General features: G+C 68.7%; 19 protein-coding genes. 10 read left to right on the top strand and 9 right to left on the bottom strand.

Annotated elements, in window-relative coordinates; all coding sequences use genetic code 11:
* The first annotated feature begins 21 nt into the window (after positions 1-21).
* The gene (locus L687_RS41355) at positions 22-723 is read left to right on the top strand and encodes an NRDE family protein (RefSeq protein ID WP_021201730.1); all 702 of its coding nucleotides are present in this window, start codon (positions 22-24) and stop codon (positions 721-723) included.
* 26 nt (positions 724-749) lie between these two features.
* Here L687_RS41355 and L687_RS41350 read toward each other — a convergent pair whose 3' ends face one another.
* Positions 750-1724 carry a GlxA family transcriptional regulator gene (locus tag L687_RS41350; protein WP_021201729.1) on the bottom strand — a complete coding sequence of 325 codons (975 nt, stop codon included), beginning with the start codon at positions 1722-1724 and terminating at the stop codon, positions 750-752.
* 84 nt (positions 1725-1808) lie between these two features.
* Between L687_RS41350 and L687_RS42955 the strand changes: the two genes are divergently transcribed.
* Complete coding sequence (locus tag L687_RS42955; RefSeq protein ID WP_021201728.1) at positions 1809-1970, top strand: hypothetical protein; 162 nt, start codon at positions 1809-1811, stop codon at positions 1968-1970.
* A gap of 43 nt (positions 1971-2013) precedes the next feature.
* Positions 2014-2604, top strand: coding sequence for a hypothetical protein (locus L687_RS42950; protein WP_031208407.1), 591 nt, complete (start codon positions 2014-2016; stop codon positions 2602-2604).
* Positions 2605-2652: 48 nt separating this feature from the next.
* Here the strand turns inward: L687_RS42950 and L687_RS41345 are convergent, their stop codons facing one another.
* The gene (locus L687_RS41345; RefSeq protein ID WP_021201727.1) at positions 2653-3882 is read right to left on the bottom strand and encodes a glycosyltransferase; all 1230 of its coding nucleotides are present in this window, start codon (positions 3880-3882) and stop codon (positions 2653-2655) included.
* A 64-nt stretch (positions 3883-3946) separates the two neighbouring features.
* Positions 3947-5179, bottom strand: coding sequence for a glycosyltransferase (locus L687_RS41340; protein ID WP_021201726.1), 1233 nt, complete (start codon positions 5177-5179; stop codon positions 3947-3949).
* A 125-nt stretch (positions 5180-5304) separates the two neighbouring features.
* Between L687_RS41340 and L687_RS41335 the strand changes: the two genes are divergently transcribed.
* Positions 5305-5892, top strand: a complete 588-nt coding sequence (locus L687_RS41335; protein ID WP_021201725.1) for a hypothetical protein — start codon at positions 5305-5307, stop codon at positions 5890-5892.
* A gap of 18 nt (positions 5893-5910) precedes the next feature.
* On the opposite strand, the gene L687_RS41330 is transcribed toward L687_RS41335, so the two are convergent.
* Positions 5911-6279: a VOC family protein gene (locus L687_RS41330; RefSeq protein ID WP_029259327.1), complete on the bottom strand. Its 369-nt coding sequence runs from the start codon at positions 6277-6279 to the stop codon at positions 5911-5913.
* 98 nt (positions 6280-6377) lie between these two features.
* Here L687_RS41330 and L687_RS41325 point away from each other — a divergent pair, with 98 nt between their 5' ends.
* Positions 6378-7415 (top strand): SEC-C metal-binding domain-containing protein, encoded by a 1038-nt coding sequence (locus L687_RS41325; protein ID WP_021201723.1) that lies wholly within the window; start codon positions 6378-6380, stop codon positions 7413-7415.
* A 63-nt stretch (positions 7416-7478) separates the two neighbouring features.
* On the opposite strand, the gene L687_RS41320 is transcribed toward L687_RS41325, so the two are convergent.
* The 3 genes from L687_RS41320 to L687_RS0122270 form a co-directional block, all read right to left on the bottom strand.
* On the bottom strand, positions 7479-7889 hold the full coding sequence (locus L687_RS41320; protein WP_031208403.1) for an MmcQ/YjbR family DNA-binding protein: 411 nt from the start codon (positions 7887-7889) through the stop codon (positions 7479-7481).
* Between the two features lie 110 nt (positions 7890-7999).
* Positions 8000-11020: an alpha-mannosidase gene (locus L687_RS41315; RefSeq protein WP_021201721.1), complete on the bottom strand. Its 3021-nt coding sequence runs from the start codon at positions 11018-11020 to the stop codon at positions 8000-8002.
* Positions 11013-12602: a family 20 glycosylhydrolase gene (locus L687_RS0122270; protein WP_021201720.1), complete on the bottom strand. Its 1590-nt coding sequence runs from the start codon at positions 12600-12602 to the stop codon at positions 11013-11015. The genes L687_RS41315 and L687_RS0122270 overlap by 8 nt, the downstream gene beginning before the upstream one ends.
* A gap of 159 nt (positions 12603-12761) precedes the next feature.
* On the opposite strand from L687_RS0122270, the gene L687_RS41310 reads away from it, so the two are divergent.
* Positions 12762-13793 (top strand): LacI family DNA-binding transcriptional regulator, encoded by a 1032-nt coding sequence (locus L687_RS41310; protein ID WP_021201719.1) that lies wholly within the window; start codon positions 12762-12764, stop codon positions 13791-13793.
* Positions 13794-13800: 7 nt separating this feature from the next.
* Here the strand turns inward: L687_RS41310 and L687_RS41305 are convergent, their stop codons facing one another.
* The gene (locus tag L687_RS41305; protein WP_021201718.1) at positions 13801-15111 is read right to left on the bottom strand and encodes a glycoside hydrolase 5 family protein; all 1311 of its coding nucleotides are present in this window, start codon (positions 15109-15111) and stop codon (positions 13801-13803) included.
* Positions 15112-15342: 231 nt separating this feature from the next.
* Here L687_RS41305 and L687_RS41300 point away from each other — a divergent pair, with 231 nt between their 5' ends.
* From L687_RS41300 to L687_RS41285, 4 genes are read left to right on the top strand one after another with little or no spacing between them, the layout of a single operon-like run.
* Entirely contained in the window at positions 15343-16644 is a 1302-nt protein-coding gene (locus L687_RS41300) for an ABC transporter substrate-binding protein (protein ID WP_021201717.1), read from the top strand.
* 3 nt (positions 16645-16647) lie between these two features.
* The gene (locus L687_RS41295) at positions 16648-17574 is read left to right on the top strand and encodes a carbohydrate ABC transporter permease (protein WP_021201716.1); all 927 of its coding nucleotides are present in this window, start codon (positions 16648-16650) and stop codon (positions 17572-17574) included.
* Entirely contained in the window at positions 17571-18506 is a 936-nt protein-coding gene (locus L687_RS41290) for a carbohydrate ABC transporter permease (protein WP_021201715.1), read from the top strand. The genes L687_RS41295 and L687_RS41290 overlap by 4 nt, the downstream gene beginning before the upstream one ends.
* Positions 18503-21733, top strand: coding sequence for a GH92 family glycosyl hydrolase (locus tag L687_RS41285; protein WP_021201714.1), 3231 nt, complete (start codon positions 18503-18505; stop codon positions 21731-21733). Before L687_RS41290 ends, L687_RS41285 begins: the two co-directional genes overlap by 4 nt.
* A 43-nt stretch (positions 21734-21776) precedes the next feature.
* Here L687_RS41285 and L687_RS41280 read toward each other — a convergent pair whose 3' ends face one another.
* Complete coding sequence (locus L687_RS41280; RefSeq protein ID WP_021201713.1) at positions 21777-22703, bottom strand: endo-beta-N-acetylglucosaminidase H; 927 nt, start codon at positions 22701-22703, stop codon at positions 21777-21779.
* Positions 22704-22903: the final 200 nt, after the last annotated feature.

The following is a 22903-nucleotide window of genomic DNA, read 5'->3' as shown; positions in this document are numbered from 1 at the left end:
CCCCGACCTAGACTGGGGTCCGTGTGCACGGTCGTGATCGATGTCGAGAATGCCGGATCCGCACGTCTTCTCGCGGTCCGCGATGAAGACCCGCTACGCGCATGGGACTCGCTCGGAGCCTGGTGGCCGGAGGACTACCCCGGCGTGGTCGGGATCCGCGATCGCCGCGCCGGTGGCGCCTGGCTCGCCGCGAACCCCGCCGAACGTCGGCTCGCCGTGCTGCTGAACCGCGCCGACGTGGGCGGCCTTCCCGATGCGCGCGCCGTCTCTCGTGGCGCTCTCGCGCTGGAGTCGGTGAGGGGCCGCTCCCCCGTCGCCCCGCTGGCCATGCACGGCTTCAACCTGCTCGAGGTGCGCCCCGAGGGTGCACGGGTGCTGTCGTGGGACGGTGTCGAGCTGCGCGAGACGACCATCGATCCCGGCACGCACATGATCGCGCATGACGACCTCGACGACGCGACGACCCCGCGCATCGAGGCCTGGCTGCCGGAGTTCCGCGCCCTGGGACCGACGGCGGACAGCGACGACTGGACCACGGAGTGGACCGCTCTGCTCGCCTCCTCGACCGCGCTGCCCGCGGAGGATGACCGGGCGATCATCCGCGACAACCGTCCGCATGGCTACCCCACGCAGTCGCTGCTGTACTGCATCGCCACGGTGACCCCCGGCGGCGTCGAGGTGAACGACGTCACGCTCCCCTCGCCGGCCCACTGGACTGAGTAGCGGACCGGCCGAGGAGCCGATGTCGCTCAGGCCGCGGGAACCGCCGAATCCTCGGCACAGGAGAACCGCGCGCGATAGGCCGTGGGGGTGAGGCCGAGCACCCGGGCGAAGTTCTGCCGCAGCACGGCCGCCGAGCCGAACCCGCATTCGTCGGCGATGTGCTCGAGCGGCAGGTCGGTGCGCTCCAGCATCCGCTGCGCATGGATGATGCGCTGACGCGCCAACCAGGCCGCGGGTGTCGCGCCGTACTCGGCCTTGAACCGACGGGCGAAGGTGCGCGGTGACATCAGGGCCTTTGCCGCCAGCTGATCGACGCCGAGGTCGTCACGCAGGTGCTCGACCGCCCAGTCGGCGACGGCCGCGAGCGAGTCGGTCGGAACCACGGGGATCGGGCGATCGATGAACTGCGCCTGCCCGCCGTCGCGCTGCGGCGGCACGACCATGCGGCGGGCGATGCGGTTGGTGAGCTCCGCTCCCACCTCCTGCCGCAGCAGGTGCAGGCACGCGTCGATCCCGGCGGCCGTGCCCGCGCTCGTGATGATCTTGCCGTCCTGCACGAACAGCACGTCGGGGTCGATGTCGATCTGCGGGTACATGTCGGCCATGACGTGCGCGTACATCCAGTGCGTGGTGGCGCGCCGACCGTCGAGCACTCCTGCGGCGGCGAGGATGAACGACCCGCTGCACACGCTCATCACCCAGGCGTCGCGTGCCACCGCGTGACGGGCGAGGTCGAGCAGGAGCGGATCGATGTCGCCCCACCTCTCCCGAGGGAGCGGGCAGAACACGACGAGGTCGGCGTCGTAGGCGAAGGTCAGATCGTGCTCGACGTTGACCGAGAAGCCGATCTTCGAGGTCACGACACCGGCACGGGGAGCGACGATGCGGAAGTCGAAGTTCGGCACGCCGTCGTCGGCGCGGTCGAGGCCGAATGCCTCGCAGGCCACGCCGAATTCGAAGGGCGCGAACCCGTCCTGGATGACGCAGGCGACCGTCTTCATACTCACTCCTGTTGGCAGTTTTCCGACGTTCATAGTCTATTCTGCCACTCGTGGCTGTTCAACATCGAACGTAGCGTTTCTGCCATGGTACTCCTCATCGCACTCCTCCTCCTCGCTGCGTGGGCGACCGTCGCCACCGTCATCGAACTGCGCCGGGACGGCTACCGACGCACCCCCACCGATTGGACGCGCGTCGCCGGCCGCGACGTCGGCCACCAGGCCGAGTCCGGGCACGTCTATCGCTGATCGCCTGCCGCCGATCCTCGCAGCGGCGGCTACGCTCGTCGTCATGAGCGAGCCTCAGCAGCCTCCCGTCCCGACCGCGCATCTGCCCGCCGCACCGCAGTATCCGGCCGCAGCGCAGTATCCGGCCACGCCGCAGCGCTCGACCCCGCCGCCTCCGTCTCCTGCACCCGCGCCCGACGGCTCACCTCCCTCCTCGACGGCTTCCTCGGCGCCCTATCCACCGTCGTCTCCGACGGCGTATCCGGCGCCCACTCCCGGATGGCAGGCGTACGCACCGGCGCATCCCGCGTTCCCCGGCCAGGCGATACCCCCGGCGCAGGCCCGCACCGGCAACCCGCTCGCGGTCGCGGCGTTCGTGATCGCGGTGGCCACTCTCGCGGTCAACCTGTTCAGCTCCGTCGCCCGGCCGTTCGTCTACGGCGGTGATGGCGGATTCGCGTTCATGCTCGCGTTCGACAACGGCATCGGAATCCTCAGCTTCTTCGCCTACGTCGTCGCCCTCGTGCTGGGGTTGATCGCGGTGCGCCGGCCCACGAATCGGCTGCTCACGGGCATCGCCGTCGGCATCGCGGGGGCCGGTGCCATCGGGATCGCCGTCACCGGACTGACGATCGCCCTGTACCAGTACCTCTGAGACGGCGCCTACCTCTGAGCCAGGGCCTACCTCTGAGCCAGCGCCGGTTCAGCTGTCGGCGCGAACCCTCCGGTAGACCTCGACCATCGCCGCCGTGCGCGACGACTGCCGGAAGGCTTCGGCCACTTCGGGGAGCGGGGCGGGTGCGGTGCCCGCGGCGATATCGGATGCGGCCTGCCGCAGCGTCTCGGCGAGTGCTGCCGTGCGCTGGGCTTCGAGGTCTCGTCCGCTCGCCGACTCCTCGGCATCCGGAACGGCCCAGAGTCCGCCGCCGAGCTCCGCCGCGATGTCGGGGTCGCAGATCACCGACGGGGTTCCGAGCGTCGCCGCCTCGAACGGGGTCATGCCCTGGGTCTCGAAGCCGATCGACGTCTGCACGAGGGCATCGGCCGCGGCGATCCGCGCCAGCGTCTGCGGGTAGGTCAACCGGCCGGCGAATCGGATGCCCCCACGCCCGCGCACGATCTTCTCTGCCGCGGAACGCTGCGCTCCGCCGCCGATGATCTCGAGATCCGCATCGATGCCGGAGGCGATGAACGCTTCCAGGAACGGGAGCAGTCGCTTCTCGGGGCTCATCCGGCCGAGCCACACGAAGCGCGGGCGTCCCGGCGTGCGGTCTGCGGGCCCGGCGTTGAGCGTCTGCGCGCGGAGGTCGTCGTCGATGCCGTTCCAGATCACGTCCACGTGCGGGAAGACACCGTGCTGTTCGAGGCGGCGGGCGAAGTGCGTCGAGGGCGCGGTGACGGCGGATGCTCCGGCGGCGAGTCCTCGCAGGAACGCCCAGCCGTCGGTGCCGGGCACGGGGACTCCGATGCCGCGCATCGCGATCCGGCGCCAGATGTTCAGCGCCGCCAGCACCGGCCCGTGCAGCGGGGTGACGGCGGCGATGCCGACGTCGACGCGGTTGTGCATGGTGTGCACGACCGGGATGCCGTGGCGCTGCGCGTAACGGTGCCCGATGAACGCGCCCCAGAAGTCGGCCTGCACGTGCACCAGATCCACCGCGGGACGATGGGTCATGGCTTTGTCGAGGAAGCGGTCGCTCCCACGCCCCGGCCAGCTCATCGCGTACTCGCGATCCGTCGTGATCGGCATCGACGGCAGGTCGATGTACGCGCCGCCGTGCGAGCCGGATGAATGGCGCGACCCGTGCATCTTCGGGGCGACCACCGTGACGATGTGACCGGCACGCTCGAGGAACTCCCGCTGGAGCCGCATCGACACCTGCGCACCGCCGAGCGAGTCGAGGTGCTGGTCGCCGAAGAAGACGATGTGCATGCGTGCTACTCCGCCGCCGGCGCGTCACCGCGGCGTGATCGGATGGGGGTACCGTGCATGCGTGCTACTCCGGCAGCGGCTCGTCGCGATACAGCGCCTCGAAGGTGTCGAGGGTGCGGTTGATGTCGTGGATGGCGACGCCGTCGAGCGATGCCTGCTGCATCCGCTGGTATTCCGCGGGCTCCGCCGTGAGCACGTCGGTGAGGCGCGCGGCGAGCGCATCGACGTTCCCCGGCTCGAACAGGTATCCGTTCTCACCGTGGTGCACGAGGTGCGGAAGGGCGACGGCGTCCGCGGCGACGATCGGCAGAGCCGAGGCCATGGCCTCCATCGTCGCGATGGACTGCAGCTCGGCGATCGAGGCGATCACGAACAGGCTCGCGCGCGACAGCAGGGCGCGGAGCTCTTCATCGCTCGTCCGTCCGTGGAAGGTCACACGGTCGGCGAGTCCGAGCTGCGCGGTCAGGTGCTCCAGCTGCTTGCGCTGATCGCCGCCGCCCACGATGTCGAACGTCGTCTCCAGTGCCGGGTCGAGTTTCGTCATCGCCTTGAGGATGACCTCGACCTGCTTCTCGGCGGTGAGCCTGCCGACGAAGATGATCCGGTTCTCGTCGCGCGGGGCGATCACCGGCGTGTACTGCGTGCGGTCGATGCCGCAGCTGACCGGGATCACACCCTTCACCTCGACGGTCTTCTCGAGGAAGTCGGCGGCGCGACGGGTGGGAGTGGTGATCGCGCGGGTCATGTCGAAGGTGCGCTTCGCATCGGCCCAGGCGAACTTGAGGACCAGGTCGTCGATGAACTTCGGCATGGTCGTGTGGTCGAGGATGTTCTCGGCCATGACGTGGTTCGTGGCGATGACCGGGATCCCGCGCTCGTGCGCGATGTACGCGAGACCGCGGCCGATCACGATGTGCGACTGGATGTGCACGACGTCGGGCTGCACATGGTCGAGGACCTTGCGGGCGTAGTGCTTCGAGCGCCACGGCCACACGAAGCGCAGCCAGTCGTGCGGCGCCCAGCGCAACGACGGCAGACGGTGCAGCGTCATCGGCTCGCCCTCGATCACCTCGGTGTGCGGCTGCGCACGGCGATAGGCCTGGTTGGGGGCGACGACATGCACGTCGTGGCCACGCTGCACGAGGCCGGCGGCGAGACGCTCGGCGAACCGGGCGGCGCCGTTGATGTCGGGCGCGAACGTGTCGCAGCCGATCACGATCTTCAATGGTCGGGGCGCGGGTTCGGCGGCGGGGCCGCTCGACGGATCGATCGGATCGTCGGAGGAGGTCACAGACATGCTGCCTTACGATGTGGCGGCCAAGGGAAAGCCCTGGTCGGGCGCTGGCCACTCTACCCGAGGGCCCTGTTCGCGCGGCCGAGGCGTACCGGGCATCCCTCAGGTGCAGCCGATACCGTGGAGCCATGCGACTGACTGCCGACGCCGATCCCCAGCTGTGGATTCCCGTGACGGACTCGCTCGGCTGGAAGGGCCGCCGCCACCGCAAGGCCGCGATCCGGATGCTGCTCGGTCAGGTCAATGCGGCCGTGGGGGCGACGGAGCGGCCGGGCTCGAAGTTCGGCGCGTGGGCGATGAGCCAGGCGGCGCCGATGCTCATGAAGCGGGCAGACGGACGCGTGCTGGTGTGGACGTGGAAGGCCGAGCCGGAGCTTGTCGTGGCGATGGCGACCGCACAGGTCCTGACGCCGGATGTGCGCATCGCGCGGGCCTCGATGCCGATGGACTACGACGACACGGAGTCGTTCCCCACCCGGCTCGGCGTGGGCGAGAAGCTGCTGGTACCGATGCCGCCGGCGCCGGCGTCGCCGCCGTTCGCGACGTACACCTGGGACACCGGGACCCACCTGGTGACCCTGACAGCGGTGTGCAGCGACAAGGAACGGTTCGGCACGCTGATCGGCGCGCTCGACGATCTGGCGCGCAGCCTCCGCATCGCGGACGACCTCACCGGCGGCGAATCGCCCGACGTGCTGCGCCTCGATCCGGCCTGAGCGCGGAGGTGGCTCGGTTCAAGACGATTCCGCCGGTGGTTGCCACAGCTCGATCGCGAGACCTTCGGGATCGTGGATGCGGGCGAACGTCCCGTACTCCTCGGTGTTCCACTCGTCTCGGCGCTCCACCGGGATGCCCTCGGATTCCAGCCTCACGGCGAGCTGTTCGATGTCGGTGACGCGCAGGTTCAGCATGAACTGCTGGTCGGCGGCGAAGTAGTCGCTGTCGGCGGGGAACGGCGCGAAGACGGTCATCCCCGCGTCCTGCTGCCAGGTGCCGGTGTGACCGGCGCTGATGCCGAGATGCTGCTGATACCACGTGGCCCGTGCCTCCGGATCCCTGCTGCGGAAGAAGAGACCGCCGATCCCCGTCACGTCTGAAGTCATGCTCCCGTTCTAGCGCATCACTGCCACGTCGATGCTATGGAAACATTGCCGACGTGGGAAATGCATCGAGGAGACGGGAGCAGAGACAGCGGAGAGCCGTGTCTGGTGCGATTCGCCCCACGCAAAGCCGCGAGGCCATCATCGAAGGGCCTCGCTCGTCGCTCATCGTCGGGAGTGACCTCAGAGCTGAAGTCGTACAGCCATGCGGACTGTGCCGAACGGTCAAGCCGTTGGTCCTGGGGCACGTCACGCCGAAGTGGGCAGCCCGCTGGGCGAAGAACGAAGGCGGGCTGCTCGGCGTCTACAACTCTCGCGGCGTCGTCACGAAACGACAGGACTTCATCAAGAGCTACCTGTTCTGCCGGGAGTGTGACCAGCGGTTGGGAGATGCCGAGCGCTACCTCTCCACCCTGACCAGCGGCACAACCCCAGCGCTCACATCCATCTCTGTCACGGCGTCGCCGTCCGACGGCGACGTCCTTTTGGCTGGTGTCGACACGACGCTTGTGAAGAGGGCGCTTGCGGGGATCGTCTTGAAGGCACATCTCTCACCAGCGACGCTCTACTCCCGAAACTCGCTCTCACGCGGCGAGACCAATGAGCTGGTGAAGATGATCGTGTCCGACGTCTACCCTGCGAGCCGACTCGCCGTGGAGGGCTATCGGCTCGCCAACACGGTCATACCGGATGTCAACCCACGGGCACAGGCCAACATCGTCCAGTTCCGGGGATTCGGGGGTTGCCTCTCACATATCGTTCTGGCCGGGTGGCATTTCACGGCGTTCCTGGGACCTGCGGCGCGGTGGATCGAGGACACCGCACAGGTCCTGGGTGAATCCGCCGCCTGGCACCTCGGCATGGACACGTATTGGCGTACCGGCATGAATGAGTGGATCGATGAGAACGACGACACACTCTCGTCGGGAGACATGGTCCCCGATCGACCGATCGAGGATCAGGAAGATTGCCCGTGCGGTTCGGGCCTTCCATTCGCCGACTGCTGCTCAGGAATCTGGCTCCCGTCGGATACTTCGTGGAAGCGCCCCCGGTTAGAGACCATCTCGTCTCGCAGCGGATCGCCGGGGACGCCCGCGGCCGGACATGGTTCCGATCCAGCGAGCTCGACGGGGCTTTGATCGCGAGGGAGCGCCGCGAGCGAGGACCGCGCCGCCTGGCCGACGTCCACGTCCGCGCCTCTCTCATTCCAGCCCGCGCTCCGCGAGCCACTTCTTCGCGACGCGGGAGGGCGCCCGCACCAGCCAGGCGTCGGTGATGATTTCCTCGATCCGGGCGCGGTCGACGGCGTCGAGACGCACGAGCAATCCGGGGTATCCGTCGAAGTGGGGGATGGTGAAGAGCACGTCGGGTTCTGCGGCGAGCAGCGCCTCCTTCTCCTCGAGGTCGGCGACGCGCACCGCGAGCACCGTTCCCGCCGGCCACTCACGTCCGAGCTCCGCCAGCTCCCGCAGGTCGGTCGCGCTCGGGCCGCGGAGCCACGCGAACTGTCCGCTCTTCAGCCGCCAGGCAGCCTCACCCGTGTGACCGCTCACCGACTCCTCGGCGCCGGGAAGGGCGAGGGCGAACGCGCGCACATCCTCGATGCTCACCATCTCGCCATCGTCCTCCCGGGCACCGGTCGCCACAACCGGCAGGCACGCGAGATCAGGCCCTTCCGCGGACATTCCGCCTGATCCCGCGCGTGCGCCTGATCACACTTCACTCAGCGCACGATGCGCAGCGTCCGCACCTCGAACGGGCGCAGCCGCAGCTCGCCACCGATCCGCGCCTCCTCGATGTCGTCCTCGATCAGGCTCACCTCGCGCACGTCTCGGTGTGCGAACCCGACCGACAGCTCACCGACCGCGCGACGGCCGAGCGCCTCGTACACACGCACGATCACATCACCCGAGCCGTCGTCCGCCAGCTTGACGGCCGACACGACGATCCCCTCGCCCTGCACGGAGACGAGCGGTTCTACCTCCCGCTCACCGCGCACGATCGACGGGAGGGTGTTGATCCGGATGCCCTCGGCCGTGGCGATCGCGGCATCCGCGCCGATCACGAAGCCGACCTCGATCTCGTGGACGCCGTGGTCGGTGTCGGGGTCGGGGAACCGCGGCGCCCGCAGCAACGAGAGCCGCACCGTCGTGGTCACGGCATCGTCCGAGACCTCGCGCGACGTGTCGTAGCCGTAGATCGAGTCGTTCACGAGGGCGGCGCCGAAGTCCTGCTCGCGCACGAGCACGAAACGGTGCATCGACGTCTCGAACTTCGCGGCCTCCCAGCTGGTGTTGGTGTGCGTCACGCGCGACTGGAACCCGAACTGGGTCTCGGCCTCGGTGTGCGCGGCCTGGATGTCGAGCGGGAAGGCGAGCTTGAGCAGCTTCTCGGTCTCGTGCCAGTCGACCTCGTTGCGCAGCAGCACGGTGCGCGAATCCGGAGCGAGGAGCATCGTCTGGGTGATCGTCGACTCCGAGAACGCACGGACGACCACGATCTGCGCGACGCCGTTCACGACCGAGGCCTCGATCGACGAGACCCCGGTGAGGTCGTCGACGCTGTTGCGGTAGTACCGATCGATGTCCCACGCGTCCCACATGTTCGGGAAGTCCTGGTGCAGCTGGAACAGGTTCGCGGCCTTACCCGGCGCGACGGCGTCACGCCCGGAGGCCTTGTCGACCGCCGAGACGATGAGTCCCTCGGCCGAGACGAGCACCGACACGAGCTCGTTCTCCAGGCGCCAGCCGCCATTCTCTTCCGTGAGCGACACCGGTGCTGCCGTGGGCTCGGCGACGAACGCCGCCCCGAGCGCGCGGCCGCCCTTCGTGGCATACCCGACGGACGTCGGCTCGAAGCGCAGTGCGCGATCACCGTCGCCGGCGAGCGAGCGGCGGGCGGCATCGGCGATGTCGCGCGCGTCCGACAGCACATCCGACAGCACCGCGACGGCCTCGCGGTGCACCCACGCGATCGAGGTGCCGGGCAGGATGTCGTGGAACTCGTGCAGCAGCACGGCCTGCCACAACCGGTCGAACTCGGCCTGCGGGTAGTCGGCGCCGGTGCGCACGGCATCGGTCGCGGCCCACAGCTCGGCCTCGATCAGCGCGTGCTCGGCCCAACGGTGCAGCGCCTTCGTGGCGTGCTGGCTGGTGAGCGTGCCGCGGTGCAGCTCGAGGTACAGTTCGCCGACCCACACGGCCGGATTCGGCAGCTCCGCCTTCGCCGCGTCGAAGAAGACGTCCGGGTGCTCCCACACCACCTGCGCACTGCCCTCGAGGTCGCGCAGGCGCTCGGCCTTGCCTGTCATCTCCCGGGTGGTGCCACCGCCGCCGTCGCCCCAGCCGACCGGAGCGATCGACCGCGAACTGAGGCGGTTCTCCTTGAACTGGCGCGACGCCTTCGCCACCTCCATGCCGCTCAGCTGCGAGTTGTACGTGTCCATCGATGGGAAGTGCGTGAACACCTGCGAGCCGTCGATGCCCTCCCAGAGGAACGAGTGGTGCGGGAAGACGTTCTGCTGGTTCCACGAGATCTTCTGCGTGAAGAACCACTCGAAACCGGCACGGCGCATCAGCTGCGGCAGGGCGGGCGAGTAGCCGAAGCTGTCCGGCAGCCAGACCCCCTTCGAGCGGATGCCGAACTCGCGCTCGAAGAACCGCTGCCCGTGCGAGAACTGCCGCACGAGCGATTCGCCGGTCGGCATCACGGTGTCGGACTCGACCCACATGCCGCCCAGCGGCAGGAATCGCCCGGAGGCGACAGCGGCCTTGACCCGCTCCCACACCTCGGGGCGGTGCTCCTTGATCCAGGCGTACTGCTGCGCGCTGGACATGCCGTACTGGAACTCGGGCTGCTCGTCGATGAGCGTCGTCATCGACGAGGTCGTGCGTGCGACCTTTCGGATCGTCTCGCGCACCGGCCACAGCCAGGCCGAGTCGATGTGCGCGTGCCCGACGGCCGAGATGCGGTGCGCACTCGCCTCGGCCCGAGCGGCCAGCACCTCGGCGAGGCGGGCGCGGGCGTCGGGAGCGGTCTGCACGATGTGCTGCAGATCGAGCACGTCGAGGGCATCGTCCATGGCCTGCAGGATGCGCATGCGGCGGGGCGACGTCGCCGGCAGCTCGGCCTGCAGCTCGAACAGCACCTCGAGGTCGAGGGACAGGTCGAAGACCTCCTGCTCGAACACGGCCAGGTCCATCCGCCGCGCGCGGTAGAGCGGCTCCTTCGAGGAGGTGAGGATGTCGCCCTCCTGCGTGGGCAGGAAGGGGTGGTAGTCGAGGAGCACCGGGTTGGACGCGGCCTCGAGGTACAGCTCGACGGGCTCATCTCCCGCAGCCGTCTCGGCGATCGGAACCCACTGGTTGCGCGGATTGATGCTCTTCACGGGAATCGGGTCGCCGTCCGCGCCACCCGGGCGATAGGCCAGGGCCTCGCATTGGAAACCGGTCATGTTCACGTCGAAGCCGAGGTCGATGAGAGCTTCGACACGCCGCCCCGCCCATTCGGACGGCACCAGACCGGTGAGCTTGAACCACGTGGTGCCCCACGCGGGACCCCAGGGAGCGCCGACAGCGCCGGGCGCGTAGTCGAGGGCGAGTCCCTCCGCGGGCGCGATCGGCTCGCCGGGCAGCTCGTGGATCTCGACGTCCAACGGCACGGAGGCCGAGTGGATCGCCGGGCGGATGCGCTCTTCGAGTACGCGCTTGACGCGGCCGACGGTGAGCGAGGTGTCGTCATGCATGGGTGGATCTCCGGGCTCGAAGGTGGGTGGTGGCGGTCGTGTGGCTGGTGGCGGTCGTGTGGCTGGTGGATGCGGTCGTGGTGACGGCAGTCGGGACACCGATCGCCGCATCGATCGCGCAGAAGTCGTCGTGCGAGAGCGAGCTCCCTCCGTTCCAGGCGCGCTCGGCCATGGCGCGAAGTGGTCGACGGATGCCGTCTGCGACCTCGACCGGCGTCTGCGCTGCGGCATCGTCCGACCAGACCGAGAACGACGCTCCGAGGAGCCGCTGCGGATAGGGCGGCCGGATCTCCTGCCGCGCCCCGCCAGGAAGAGACGGAAACAGCCCGGGATGCCAGTCGGCTTCCCAGATGCGCTCGCTCGTCGGGTAGAGGTAGCCCGCCTTCTCTCCGAGGACGTAGTAGAACAGCGCATCGTGGAAGTTCACCAGCGGATTGCCGGCTTCGATGCCCACCCCGAGGGACGGCATCTGCGCATGCCAGTTCGTCCACCAGGTCAGCACGATGTCGTGATCGAGGACGACTTCTCCACTACGCAGCATCCCGTCGTTCCAGACCCGGGGGGCGAGCCCCTTCGCACGGAGATGCACGGCGATCTCGTTCACGAAACCCGTCAGCAGGTCGAAACCGGTGCCGGATGGCCCATGCCGCTCTCGTGCCGCTTCTGCGAGCGCGGGGTACTCGTCGATGCGGGCGAAGTCGACGAACTCGTCTCCGCCGAGGTGCCAGTTCGTGCTGTGCGGGAACACGGCGGCGACGTCGTCGATCAGCGCCGACGCGAAGTCGATGGACTCGGCACGGGTGATGTCGAGCGCATGGTCGGTGCACGGTCCGCCAGCTGCCGGCAGCCGATGCTCCGGGTGCACGGAGAGGGCGTGGCGGAGGTGCCCTGGCATGTCGAGCGAGGGCACGAGGTCGATGTGCAGGTCAGCGGCCGCGTCCGCCACGGCCGCTGCCTCCACGCGGGTGACGTGCGCGGGGGAGACGATCTCGGGGAAGGCTGTCGACCCGATGCGGAAACCCTCGTTGTCGGAGACGTGCCACTGGAACGTCGTGATCCCGACGTCGGCGAGCGCGTGCAGCAGTGCGATGATCCACGAGGCAGCAAAGTAGCGGCGGGCGGCGTCGAGGTGGAAGCCCCGTTCCGCCACCACAGGGACCGATGACACCCGCCCCTTCGGCACCCGCCCCTGCGCGCGCAGGTTGTGCAGCAGCTGTCGCGTCGCCCGGAACGCTCCGGCGGCTCCGGCCGCCCGCACGTCGATGTCGGCGTCGACGTCGATCTCGAACGACTCGCTGTCGCCGGCCGTGTCGCCGTCGCCGTCGGCGTCCCCGCGCCGCAGCCGAATCACCGCGGCCTCGCCGCTCGGGATGCCGAGGGCTGCGAGCTCGCCCGACAGCCGTTCCGCCTCCCGCGCGTACTCGGGCTCCTCGGCGATGACCCGTACGGATGACGGGCGCCAGGCCCCGACCCTGAGCGCGAGGGTCGTCGGCTGCGGGATCGCCAGCCATCGCGCGATCTCCTCACCTCTTGCCGACTGCAGACGAGTGCCCACCTCGGCGAGCGACGTGTCGTCATGCATGGGGGGATCTCCGGGCTCGACGGTGAGGGCTGATTCGGGTCTGCTGGTGATGCGCTGCGACTGATGCTATCTGGTGTACTAAAGCGATCTAGTCGAAGAGTCTAAGGCACGTCGGCGCTTCTTTCCCGAGGCTAAACCGATCAAGTAGGGTGAGGGACTATGAGCCCGGCGAAACGCGTGACGATCGCCGATATCGCGCGCATGGCGGGGGTCTCCCCCGGTGCGGTGTCGTTCGCGCTGAACGGCCGCCCCGGCGTGAGCGACGAGACCAGGCATCGCATCCTCACGATCGTCGAGGAGAACGGCTGGCAGCCGAGCTCCGCGGCGCGGGCACTCGTCGGGGCCCGCGCGAACACGGTCGGATTCGCCCTCGCCCGCCCCGCCCGCTCCCTCGGCTCCGAGGCCTTCTTCACCGACCTGATCGCGGGCATCGAGTCGCGGCTGTCGGAGAGCAAGGTGAGCCTGCAGTTGCGACTGGTCGCCGACATCGCGGAGGAGATGGAGGTGCACCGCCAGTGGCGCTCCTCCAACCAGGTCGACGGCTTCATCTTCATCGACCCCCGCGACGACGACCCGCGCATCGGACGCATCGAGGCCCTCGACGCGCGCGCCGTCATGATCGGGTCCGAGCCCTCCCCCGAAGGCTCGGTGCCGAGCGTCTGGATCGGCGACGACACGGTCGCCGAGACCCTCTTCTCCTACCTCGCCGCCCTCGGCCACGCCCGCATCGCCTACGTGGCCGGTCCGGCCGAACTCGAGCACACGCGACTGCGCGCCGAGGTGCTCGAGCGCATGACCGTCGACGGCCTCGAGGGCGAGGTCATCACGACCGACTTCTCGCCCGCCCGCGCCTCCGCCGTGACGCGGGCGCTGCTGTCGGGCCGGCAGCGACCGACGGCGATCGTCTACGACAACGACGTGATGGCCGTCGCCGGCCTGCGCGTCGCGCAGGAGATGGGACGCGCGGTTCCGCGCGACGTCTCGCTCGCCTCGTTCGACGACTCGGTGATCGCCGGTCTGATCAACCCCTCGATCACGGCGATGACGCGCGACACCTTCGAGCTCGGCGAACGCGCCGCCACTCTCCTGCTGCAGCAGATCGAGGCGGGAGCCAACCTGCCCAGCGTCGAGGGTCCGACACCCGTGCTCACCGCGCGCGAGAGCACGGCCCCGCCCTCCCGCCTCGGGTGAGCCGCCCTCAGCTCGGAACGACGGTGTTGACCGATCCGTAGGGGTCGACGACATCGGCCGATGCATCGGGACGGATGAGTCGGCGGATCCCCCGCGCATCGAGCGCAGTGGGATCGAGCGCGTCACGGGACGTGATCAGTGCGGGATCGAGGCCGGCGGCACACGCGTCGACCCAGGCCTGGAACACCGCTCCGCCGGGGCTCAGCGCCGCCCGGCTCACGGGAACCTCGCGCTCGTCGACGTCCACGACGATCGCGGTGTCTCTCGCGGGCGCCGCGACCCGTTGCCGCAGCTCGGGGATGATCTCGGCGAGCCGGCGGCCGATGGGCTTCGCTGCACCGTCCTGACCGATCAGACCGAGGGTGTACTCCAACTCGGGGAAGTCGCCGAGGTCACGGCTCACGTCATGCGAGCACCACCACGTGATGCCCCACAGATTCTCGGTGCGCACGGCGGAGCGCACCGTCGCCTCCAGGAAATCCGGCATCTCGTCATCGGCGAGGCAGTTCGAGGGCGCCCCGACCTCCTGCAGCCATACGACGCGGTCGGGGTCGGTCGCGAAGGCGCGGGAGAGCTCGATCAGGTACTCGGCATGGCGATCGGAAGCGACGGAACGGCCACCGTAGCGCTGCGCGGTGCCGTTGAAGATCCAGGAGTGGATCGTGGTCATCGCCCCCAGCCGCGAGGCATGCGCCGGGGTGAAGCCGTGACCGTCCATGTACCAGACGGCGTCGTACTCGCTGTGGACGTGCGGGAGCCCGGGCGCCGCGGTCTCCGCCGCCTGCAGCAGGGCCGAGATCCAGCCGCCGGCCTCGTCCTGCGTGACCGGCCAGGGAGAGGGATGCGTGTGCGCGGAGAACTGGTTCGTCTCGTTGCCGAGCGTCAGCCCGAGGAAGTTCGGAGCGTCGCGCAGACCCCGGGCGAGCCGGTCGACGAGCGCGACCTGACCTTCGAGCGCCCGTGGATCGGTGAACATGTTCTTGTCGTGCCACGTGTACAACCACGACGGCACGAAGTCGAAGCTCGACAGGTGCCCCTGGACCACGTCGATACTGGCGTCCATGCCGAACTCGCCGGCGATGTCGACGACGGCGCGCACATCGTCGATCGCCTTCTCGCGGATGAGAGTGCGGTTCGGCTGCAGCACGGTCCACAGCGGGAAGACCCGGACATGGTCGAGGCCGAGCTCCGCGAGGGCCGAGAAGTCGCGGCGCACGTCGTCGGGGGTGAAGTCGAGCCAGGAGTGCATCCAGTTCTTCGACGGCGTGTAGTTCGCCCCGAACCTCAGAGGAGCATCGAGGGCGCCGCGCTGCATCATGTGTCAGGCCTTTCGGACATGCCCTTCGGAGAGGGCGGATTTCGCACCACTATAACGCTTGAGCAACAGGTGATCCACCCTGCGATGCCGGTCACCGGTATTCCGTCGACGGACCGTCTTGACAGGGAGGGGATCGGATGGTTTCATCTGCTAAAGCGTTGTAGTCCCCGGTGTGCGCAGGCCGCTGATCCGGACGTCACGCGGATTCGCCCGCCTCGAGGAAGAAGCACGATGAAAGTTCCCACACGCATTGTCGCTCTGGCAGCATTCAGCATCGGCGTTCTGGCGCTGACGAGTTGCACGGGAGGCGGGGGCTCTTCCGGCGCCTCGGGCCCCATCGACACCTCGGGCGAGCTCAGCGGCACGATCCAGTTCCAGACATGGTCGCTCAAGAACGAGAAGTTCACTCCCTATTTCGAAGACCTGATCGATGCCTTCGAGAAGGAGCACCCCGACGTCACCGTCGAGTGGCTCGACCAGCCGGGCGACGGCTACCAGGACAAGATCCTGAGCCAGGCGAACGCCGACACTCTTCCGGACGTGCTGAACCTCCCGCCCGACATCGCCTACCCGCTGGTGGCGGCGGGCAAGCTGGTCGACCTGGAGACCGCCGATCCCGACCTGAAGTCGGGCTACAACACCGGCGCCTGGGAGGCCTACAGCCAGTACCCCGGCATGGAAGGCACCTACGGGCTGCCGTGGTACCTCTCCAGCGACGCGTCCTGGTGGAACCTCGCCCAGCTCGCTCCCTTCGGCGTCACCCAGGAGAACCTCCCGACCACCGTCGACGAACTCCTCACGCTCGCGAAGGACGTGGCGACGGAGTCCGGCGGAAAGGTGCAGCTCCTCTCCTCCATCCCGGCCCTCGACACGTTCACTGCCGCCGGCATGGAGGTCATCAACGACAAGGGAGAGTTCGACTTCAACACCGACGAGGCCGCCGCGATCATCGACAAGTACGCCGACGCGTACGCGGCGGGCGCGATGCCCGCCGAGGCGTTGACCGGCGACTACGGCGGGAATGCGGAGGCGTACATCCAGGAGAAGGTCGCCTTCACGACCGGCGGCACCGGTTTCACGACCGATCTGCAGAAGGACGCACCGGCACTGCTCGCGAGCACGGTGGCCACGCCGCGGCTCGGCATCGCGCCCCTGTACGTGCAGGGCCTCAACGTCTCGGCCGACTCCGACAACAAGGAAGCCGCACTCGCATTCGCGGAGTTCGCGACGAACCAGGAGAACCAGGTGGCCTTCTCGTCGCTCGCCGTCGGCACCGCCCCCGGCACCGCCGAAGGCGGCGACGAGGTCGTCGACAACATCGCCTCCACCGTCACCGACGAGAAGCAGCTCTCGGCGATCGATACCGTCTTCGGCGCGATGAAGGACGCCAAGGCGCTGCCGTTCCAGTGGACCTCCGACATGGCCACCTACATGACCCAGCAGATCGCCCTCGCCGTCAACGGCGAGGCGGACTCCAAGGCCCAGCTCGACAAGATCGTCGAGTACGCCAACGCCAACCGCGTGGACAAGTAAGCCATGCGTGCGAACACCGGCATCCGGGCCGGCAGGAAGACGATGAGAACCCATCGGTGGTTCACACCCTGGCTGCTCCTCGGGCCCGCCGTCGCCTGGGTGCTGGTGTTCGCGCTCTGGCCCTTCCTGAACACGGTCTTCCTCAGCTTCACCGATGCCCGGCCGCTGCGGAACCCCGAGTTCGTGGGCGGGGCGAACTACGAGCGCATGTTCGGCGACGAGATGTTCTGGAACGCCCTGACGACGTGCCTCATCTACGTGGTCGTGTGCGTGCCGCTGCTCACGATCCTCCCGCTGCTGCTGGCGCTGCTCGTGCAGAAGAAGCTCCCCGGCATCTCGTTCTTCCGCACCACGTTCTACTTCCCCGTGATCGCCTCGGTGGTCGTGGTCGCCCTCATCTGGACCTGGCTGTTCGACAGCCGTGGCATCATCAACCAGACGCTCGAGTTCCTCGGGCTGATCGACAAGCCGATGGCGTTCCTCGTCGACCGGTGGCTGCTGCTCGGCTGCGCGATCCTGCTCACGGTCTGGAAGGGCCTGGGCTACTACATGGTCGTGTACCTCGCGGCGCTCGGGAACGTCGGCAAGGAGCTGCACGAGGCCGCGATGCTCGACGGCGCCGGCTCGTTCCGCCGGTTCCTGTCCGTCACCATCCCCTCCGTGCGCGGCGCGATGCTGCTCATCTCGGTGCTCATCGCCGTGTCGGCGATGAGGGTCTTCGCCGAGCTCGACGTGCTGTCCAAGAGCACGGGCGGTCCCGGGGGATACGACATGTCGCTCGTGATGCTCATCCGTCAGGTGGGATCCGGCCTCAACGGGAACATCGGGTACGCCTCCGCCATCAGCGTGGCGCTGTTCCTGCTCACCCTCATCCCGCTCGTCGCGATCGCCGTCATGAATCGCGAGAAGAAGGCGAAGGTCTCCGCATGAGCACGCTCACGCCACCCCGTTCAGCGGAAGACGTCCGCGCCTCCGAGGAGCCGGCTGCACCGACCCGCGAGCGCATGTTCCGCCGCCGCGGCTCCGGCGACTTCAGCAAGCCGACCCTCGGCGGGCTGATCGGCCGATACGCGCTCCTCCTCTTCGTCCTCGTGATCGTCATCGGACCGTTCCTCTGGCAGTTGTCGACCTCGTTCAAGGGCGCCCAGGAGAACATCTACTCCTTCCCGCCCGAGCTCATCCCGCGCGAGCCGACCCTGCAGAACTACACCAGGGTCGCCGACATCGTCCCGGTGTACCTGTACGCCTGGCACTCGCTGCTCGTCTCGGTCGGCACGGTCCTCAGCAACGTGGTCCTGGCCACCTTCGCGGGCTACGCGCTGGGCTGCATGCGGTTCCGTGGCAAGTGGATCGTCATGGGGATCCTGCTCTCGACGCTGCTCTTCCCCGGCGAGGTCACGGTGACGAGCAACTTCCTCACGATCCGCGCCCTGGGCCTGGCCGACACCCTCTGGGGCGTCTTCCTCCCCGGCGCGATCAGCGCGATGAACGTGCTGTTGATCGCCACCGCCTGCCGCATGATCCCGAAGGACGTGCTGGATGCGGCGACCGTCGACGGTGCGACGACCTGGCAGCGCATCCGGCACATCGTGTGGCCGAACATCCGCGGCATGGTCTCGGTGGTCGCGATCTTCGCCTTCATCGGCGCCTGGGACGACTACCTCTGGCCGCTGATCGTGCTGTCCGACCCGTCGAAGTACACGCTGACGGTCGGGATGGCCTACCTGAACAGCAGCTTCTCGGTCGACCCGCGCCTGATCGCGGCCGGCACCATGATCGCTCTCGTGCCGATCGTCATCATGTTCTCGTTCACGCAGCGGTTCTTCTTCAAGGGCGTGCAGGAGGGCGCGATCAAGGGGTGAGCGCCGTGCATCTCACGCCGGCGGACGGGCCGGCAGATCCCCCGTCGTCCCGTCCCCGATCGGGTGTGCTGTCGAGCCCGGTGCACGCCTTCGTGTTCGACCCCTCCGCCGGCGAGCAGCGGATCGACGTCCCGGGGTTCGACGATCTCGAGATCACCCCGGACACCGTGCTGCACTGGGCGTTCTACGCCGACGGTCCCGATGCAACCCTGGCCCCGCACGCGGCCCTCGCCGTGACGGTCGACGTGCGCCTCGCCGACGGCACGCGACTGAGCGATGTCGCCGCCGTGCGCGACCGCTACGACTTCCCTGTCACGGCGCACGCACAGTTCGACGCCCGATGGAGCCTGCCCGAGCAGTGGAACGCCGACACCGTCTCGCTCGCCCCTTCGGCGGGCCGCCGCGGTGTGGTCGAGCTCGTGCTCGGCACCGTTTCGCTTCCCCACGCCGCGGACCTCCCCGCCCGATGCACGGGCTACGTGCAGGTCGAGGTCGAGCAGAAGACGCCGACGCCGGCCGACGTCGCCCCCGTCGAACGCGTCGACACCCGACGCGGCTCGCACTCCGGCCCGCGGTTCTCGCGCGGCAACACCATCCCGGCGGTCGCCCTCCCCCACGGATTCACGTTCGTCACGCCGTCGACCGATGCGGAGGACTCCCGCTGGCCCTACCGCCCCTTCGTGCACGACGACCCGCAGGGGCGTCGTCTCGAAGCCCTGCAGTTCTCCCATCAGCCGAGCCCCTGGATCGGCGATCGTTCCGTGCTGCAGCTGATGCCGTTCCTCGGCACGCCCACCTCGCACCGCGCCGGCCGCCGCCGCTGGATCACTCACGGTTCCGAGCGCGCGCGACCGCACGAGTACGCGGCGGAGCTCGGCGACGGCCTGCGCGTCGAGATGACCGCGACCGCGCACGGGGCCGTCTTCCGCGTGCACAGCGCAGACCCCGATGCCCCGGTCGGCTTCGTCATCGACCAGCTCACCGACGACGGCCACCTCGCCTGGACGGACGCCGGAGGATTCGAGGGGTGGATCCCGGAGGGATCCGAGGAGTGGGGGAATGCGCCCCGGTGCTACTTCGCGGGAGCGGTGCGGCATCCCGGCGATGACGCTAATGGGGACGGTCCGGCGCTCGCGCAGGGCCCGCTCGATGACGACGGACGCGGTGCGGTCGCCGGCTCCGTCGGTGGACGTGGGTCGCTCGAAGTGCGGATCGGCCTCTCCTTCCTCTCCGTGGCGCAGGCCCGGCATGCTCTGCAGACCGAGGCACCGCCCTCGGTCGCCTACGAGGAACTGCGCGACGCCGGCGCCGCCTCGTGGAATCGGCTGCTGTCGCGCGTGACGATCCCGCCGCTGCCCGACGCCGACCTTCCCTATCGCACGCTCGCCGACGAAGAGCATCGCTCCCGGATCGCCGGGGCGTTGCACCGCATGCACCTGTACCCCAACAGCGCGGCCGAGAACGTGGGCACCCCGGAGACGCCCGCCTGGCGGTTCGCCGATGTGTTCGCCGCACGACACCCCTCCGGCGAGGAGGCACCGGCCGTCGACGGGAAGCTCGTCGTGAACAACGGGTACTGGGACACCTATCGCACGGAATGGCCGGCGCTCGCCCTGCTCGATCCGGGGCTCGCCGGGACGCTGCTCGACGGCCAGCTCGAGCAGTATCGCCGCGGAGGGTGGATGGCGAGATGGAGCGCGCCGGGGTACGTCGACAGCATGGTCGGCACCTCAAGCGACCAGATCTTCGCCGACGCGGCCCGCTGGGGCGTGGAGTTCGACTGGGTCGGCGCATTCGAGAGCGGGTGGCGGAACGCGTGCGAGCCGGGGCCGGACGCACGCCGCGGGCGCAAGGGCATCGCGAGGGGACGATTCACGGGGTACATCTCCTCGGACGTACCGGAGGGCATGAGCTGGAGCATCGAGAACGCGGTGAGCGATGCCGCACTCGGCCGCTTCGCCGCGCAGCGGGCTTCCGACGTCGATTCCGGATCGGAATCAGCACGCTATCGATCCTTCGCCCGGTACTTCGCGAATCGATCCCGGTCGTATCGCACACTGTTCGACGAGGGCACGGGGTTCTTCCGGGGAAGGGACGACAGCGGTGCGCGCACCCCCGGATTCGATCCGCGATCCTGGGGCGGAGACAACGTCGAGACGAATGCCTGGGGCATGTCGGTCGGGGCTGTGCACGACGGAGCAGGCATCGCCGAGCTCTACGGGGGTCCAGCGGGCTTCGGCCGCCACCTCGACGCCCTCTTCGCGGAGCCGGAGACCGCGGACGAACGGTTCGGCGGCGCGTACGGCACCGTCATCCACGAGCAACGCGAGGCGAGGGCGCTGCGTTCCGGGATGTGCGCGATCTCGAACCAGCCCGCTCACCACATCCCCTTCATGTACGCGTTCAGCGATCGCCCGTGGCGGTCGGCGCCCCTCGTGAACGAGCTCGCCGGACGGCTGTTCGCCGGCGGGCACATCGGCCAGGGTTTCCCCGGCGACGAGGACAACGGCGAGATGAGCGCGTGGTGGCTGTGGGCGGCGCTCGGGCTGTACCCGCTCGAGCTCGCCTCCGGACATCTGCGGATCGGATCACCGCTCTTCGACGACATCCGCGTGGATCGCGGCGACGGCTCGACCCTGCGCATCCGGTCCCGACGCTCCTCCCCCTCGGCCCACGTGCTGCAGGAGGCGCGACTCGACGGGGCTCCCATGGCGTCGGCCACGCTGCCGATCGACGCTCTCGCCGGCGACGTCGTGCTCGACCTGGTCTTCGGCGACGACCCCGTGTGCGCGCTCGAGACCGGCGAGCCGACTCCGCGCGACACCCCCGAACCCTGGCGCGCGGACCTGACTTCGACCGGGGGCGAGGTCATCTCCTCCGTGGCGCTCGCGCACCCCGAGCGCGTCTTCGACGACGGGGATCCGGCGGGGGATCCCGGCGTCACCCTCCGCGCCGGGGAATGGGTCGGGTGGCGGTTCCCCGAGCCGCGCGGCGTCAGCGACCTCAGTGTGACGACGACGGCCGCCTCGAACTCGTCTGCACTGTGCTGGGAGATCCTGGGAGCGGACGAGAACTGGACTCCCGTGACGACGACGCATCAGGAGGCTCTGCTTCGCGATCGCACGACGCCGTTCACGCTCACCGACCGGGTCGTGACCCCGGCGCTCCGCGTGCGTGCGGAGGCCGAGGTCACGATCCGTCAGCTCGAGGTGTTCGATCTGGACTGAGCACTCGAGACGGCACGTGGCCGGCTCGCGGCACGTGGCCGGATCACGGCGCAGCCGTGTACTGCGTCGCCTCTCCCTTGAGCTGCTGCGTGATCCCGGACAGCAGCGCGGACTGGTCCGTCGCGGTGAGGTTGTACGCGACGTACACGCCGTACCCGTCGGCCACCGTGCGCTCGGCGAAGTCCGTGGCCGTCGACGAGCTCACGTTCGCGAGGTCGATCGCCGCAGCCCCGAGGCGGGTCTTGTCCCCGAAGCCCGGGATGGTCGGCGCGTTGTACGTGGGGTAGTACGGGTTCCAGGCGTAGTCGATCACGCCCGCGACGTCGAACAGGCTGAAGTCGGTCACGGTGTACGTCTCGCCGATCGCGTACAGGCTGATGATCTTGTCAGGGCCCAGGCGATCGCGGAGAGCCGTCGCCAGCCATCCGAACGACTGCGCGTTGGGCTGCGGCGTGCCGTCGACTCCGTACTGCGCGTACTCGTCATCGAAGTCGATGCCGTCGAGCCCGTAGGTCGTCACCGCGTCGGCGAGTTGGGCGGCGAAGGCATCGGCTTCTTCGTACGAGGTGAAGTTCGCGAATCCCGCCCCCTGGTGGTTGCCGAGCACGGAGAGCAGCACCTTGGTGCCGCGCGCCTGGACAGGGCGGATCTGGTTCTCGGCATCGTCGAGCGTCGCGGTGACGCGGTCGTTGAAGTGCAGGTATGCCTTCTCGCCGTCGTAGTTGATGTTGGCGGCGAAGATGATCGCCATGTCGACGGCGGGCGTGCCCGAATCCGCCAGGGTGTAGTCGGCGACATTCGCTAAATCGTTCGAGTTCACCTCGACGTATGCCACCACCTGCGGGTCGATCGCCGAGCTCTCGGCGACGGCAGGCGAGGCCGCGGCGGCGCCGACCGCTGCGAACGCCAAGCCCGCGAGTGCCGCGAGGCCCTTTCGGAAACGGTGAATCCTGATGTGCGACTGAGTCATGGCTGATCGTCTCCTTCATCATCGATATCGAGATCAGGCCGCTTCGGTGCGACCTGCGGCCGACTATATCGCTTAAGTGGATGGAGGTGAAGAAGTCGATGAAGTGGATGATTCTCTCCTCCTGCACCGGAGCCGCAGGAGGCGACCTCCCCACAACGACTGGGCACGTGACTCACGGACACCGAAATACCGTGACAACC

The organism is Microbacterium maritypicum MF109 (assembly GCF_000455825.1).
In the GTDB taxonomy this organism is placed as follows: domain Bacteria; phylum Actinomycetota; class Actinomycetes; order Actinomycetales; family Microbacteriaceae; genus Microbacterium; species Microbacterium maritypicum_A.
This window is presented reverse-complemented; position numbering and strand designations above follow the sequence as displayed.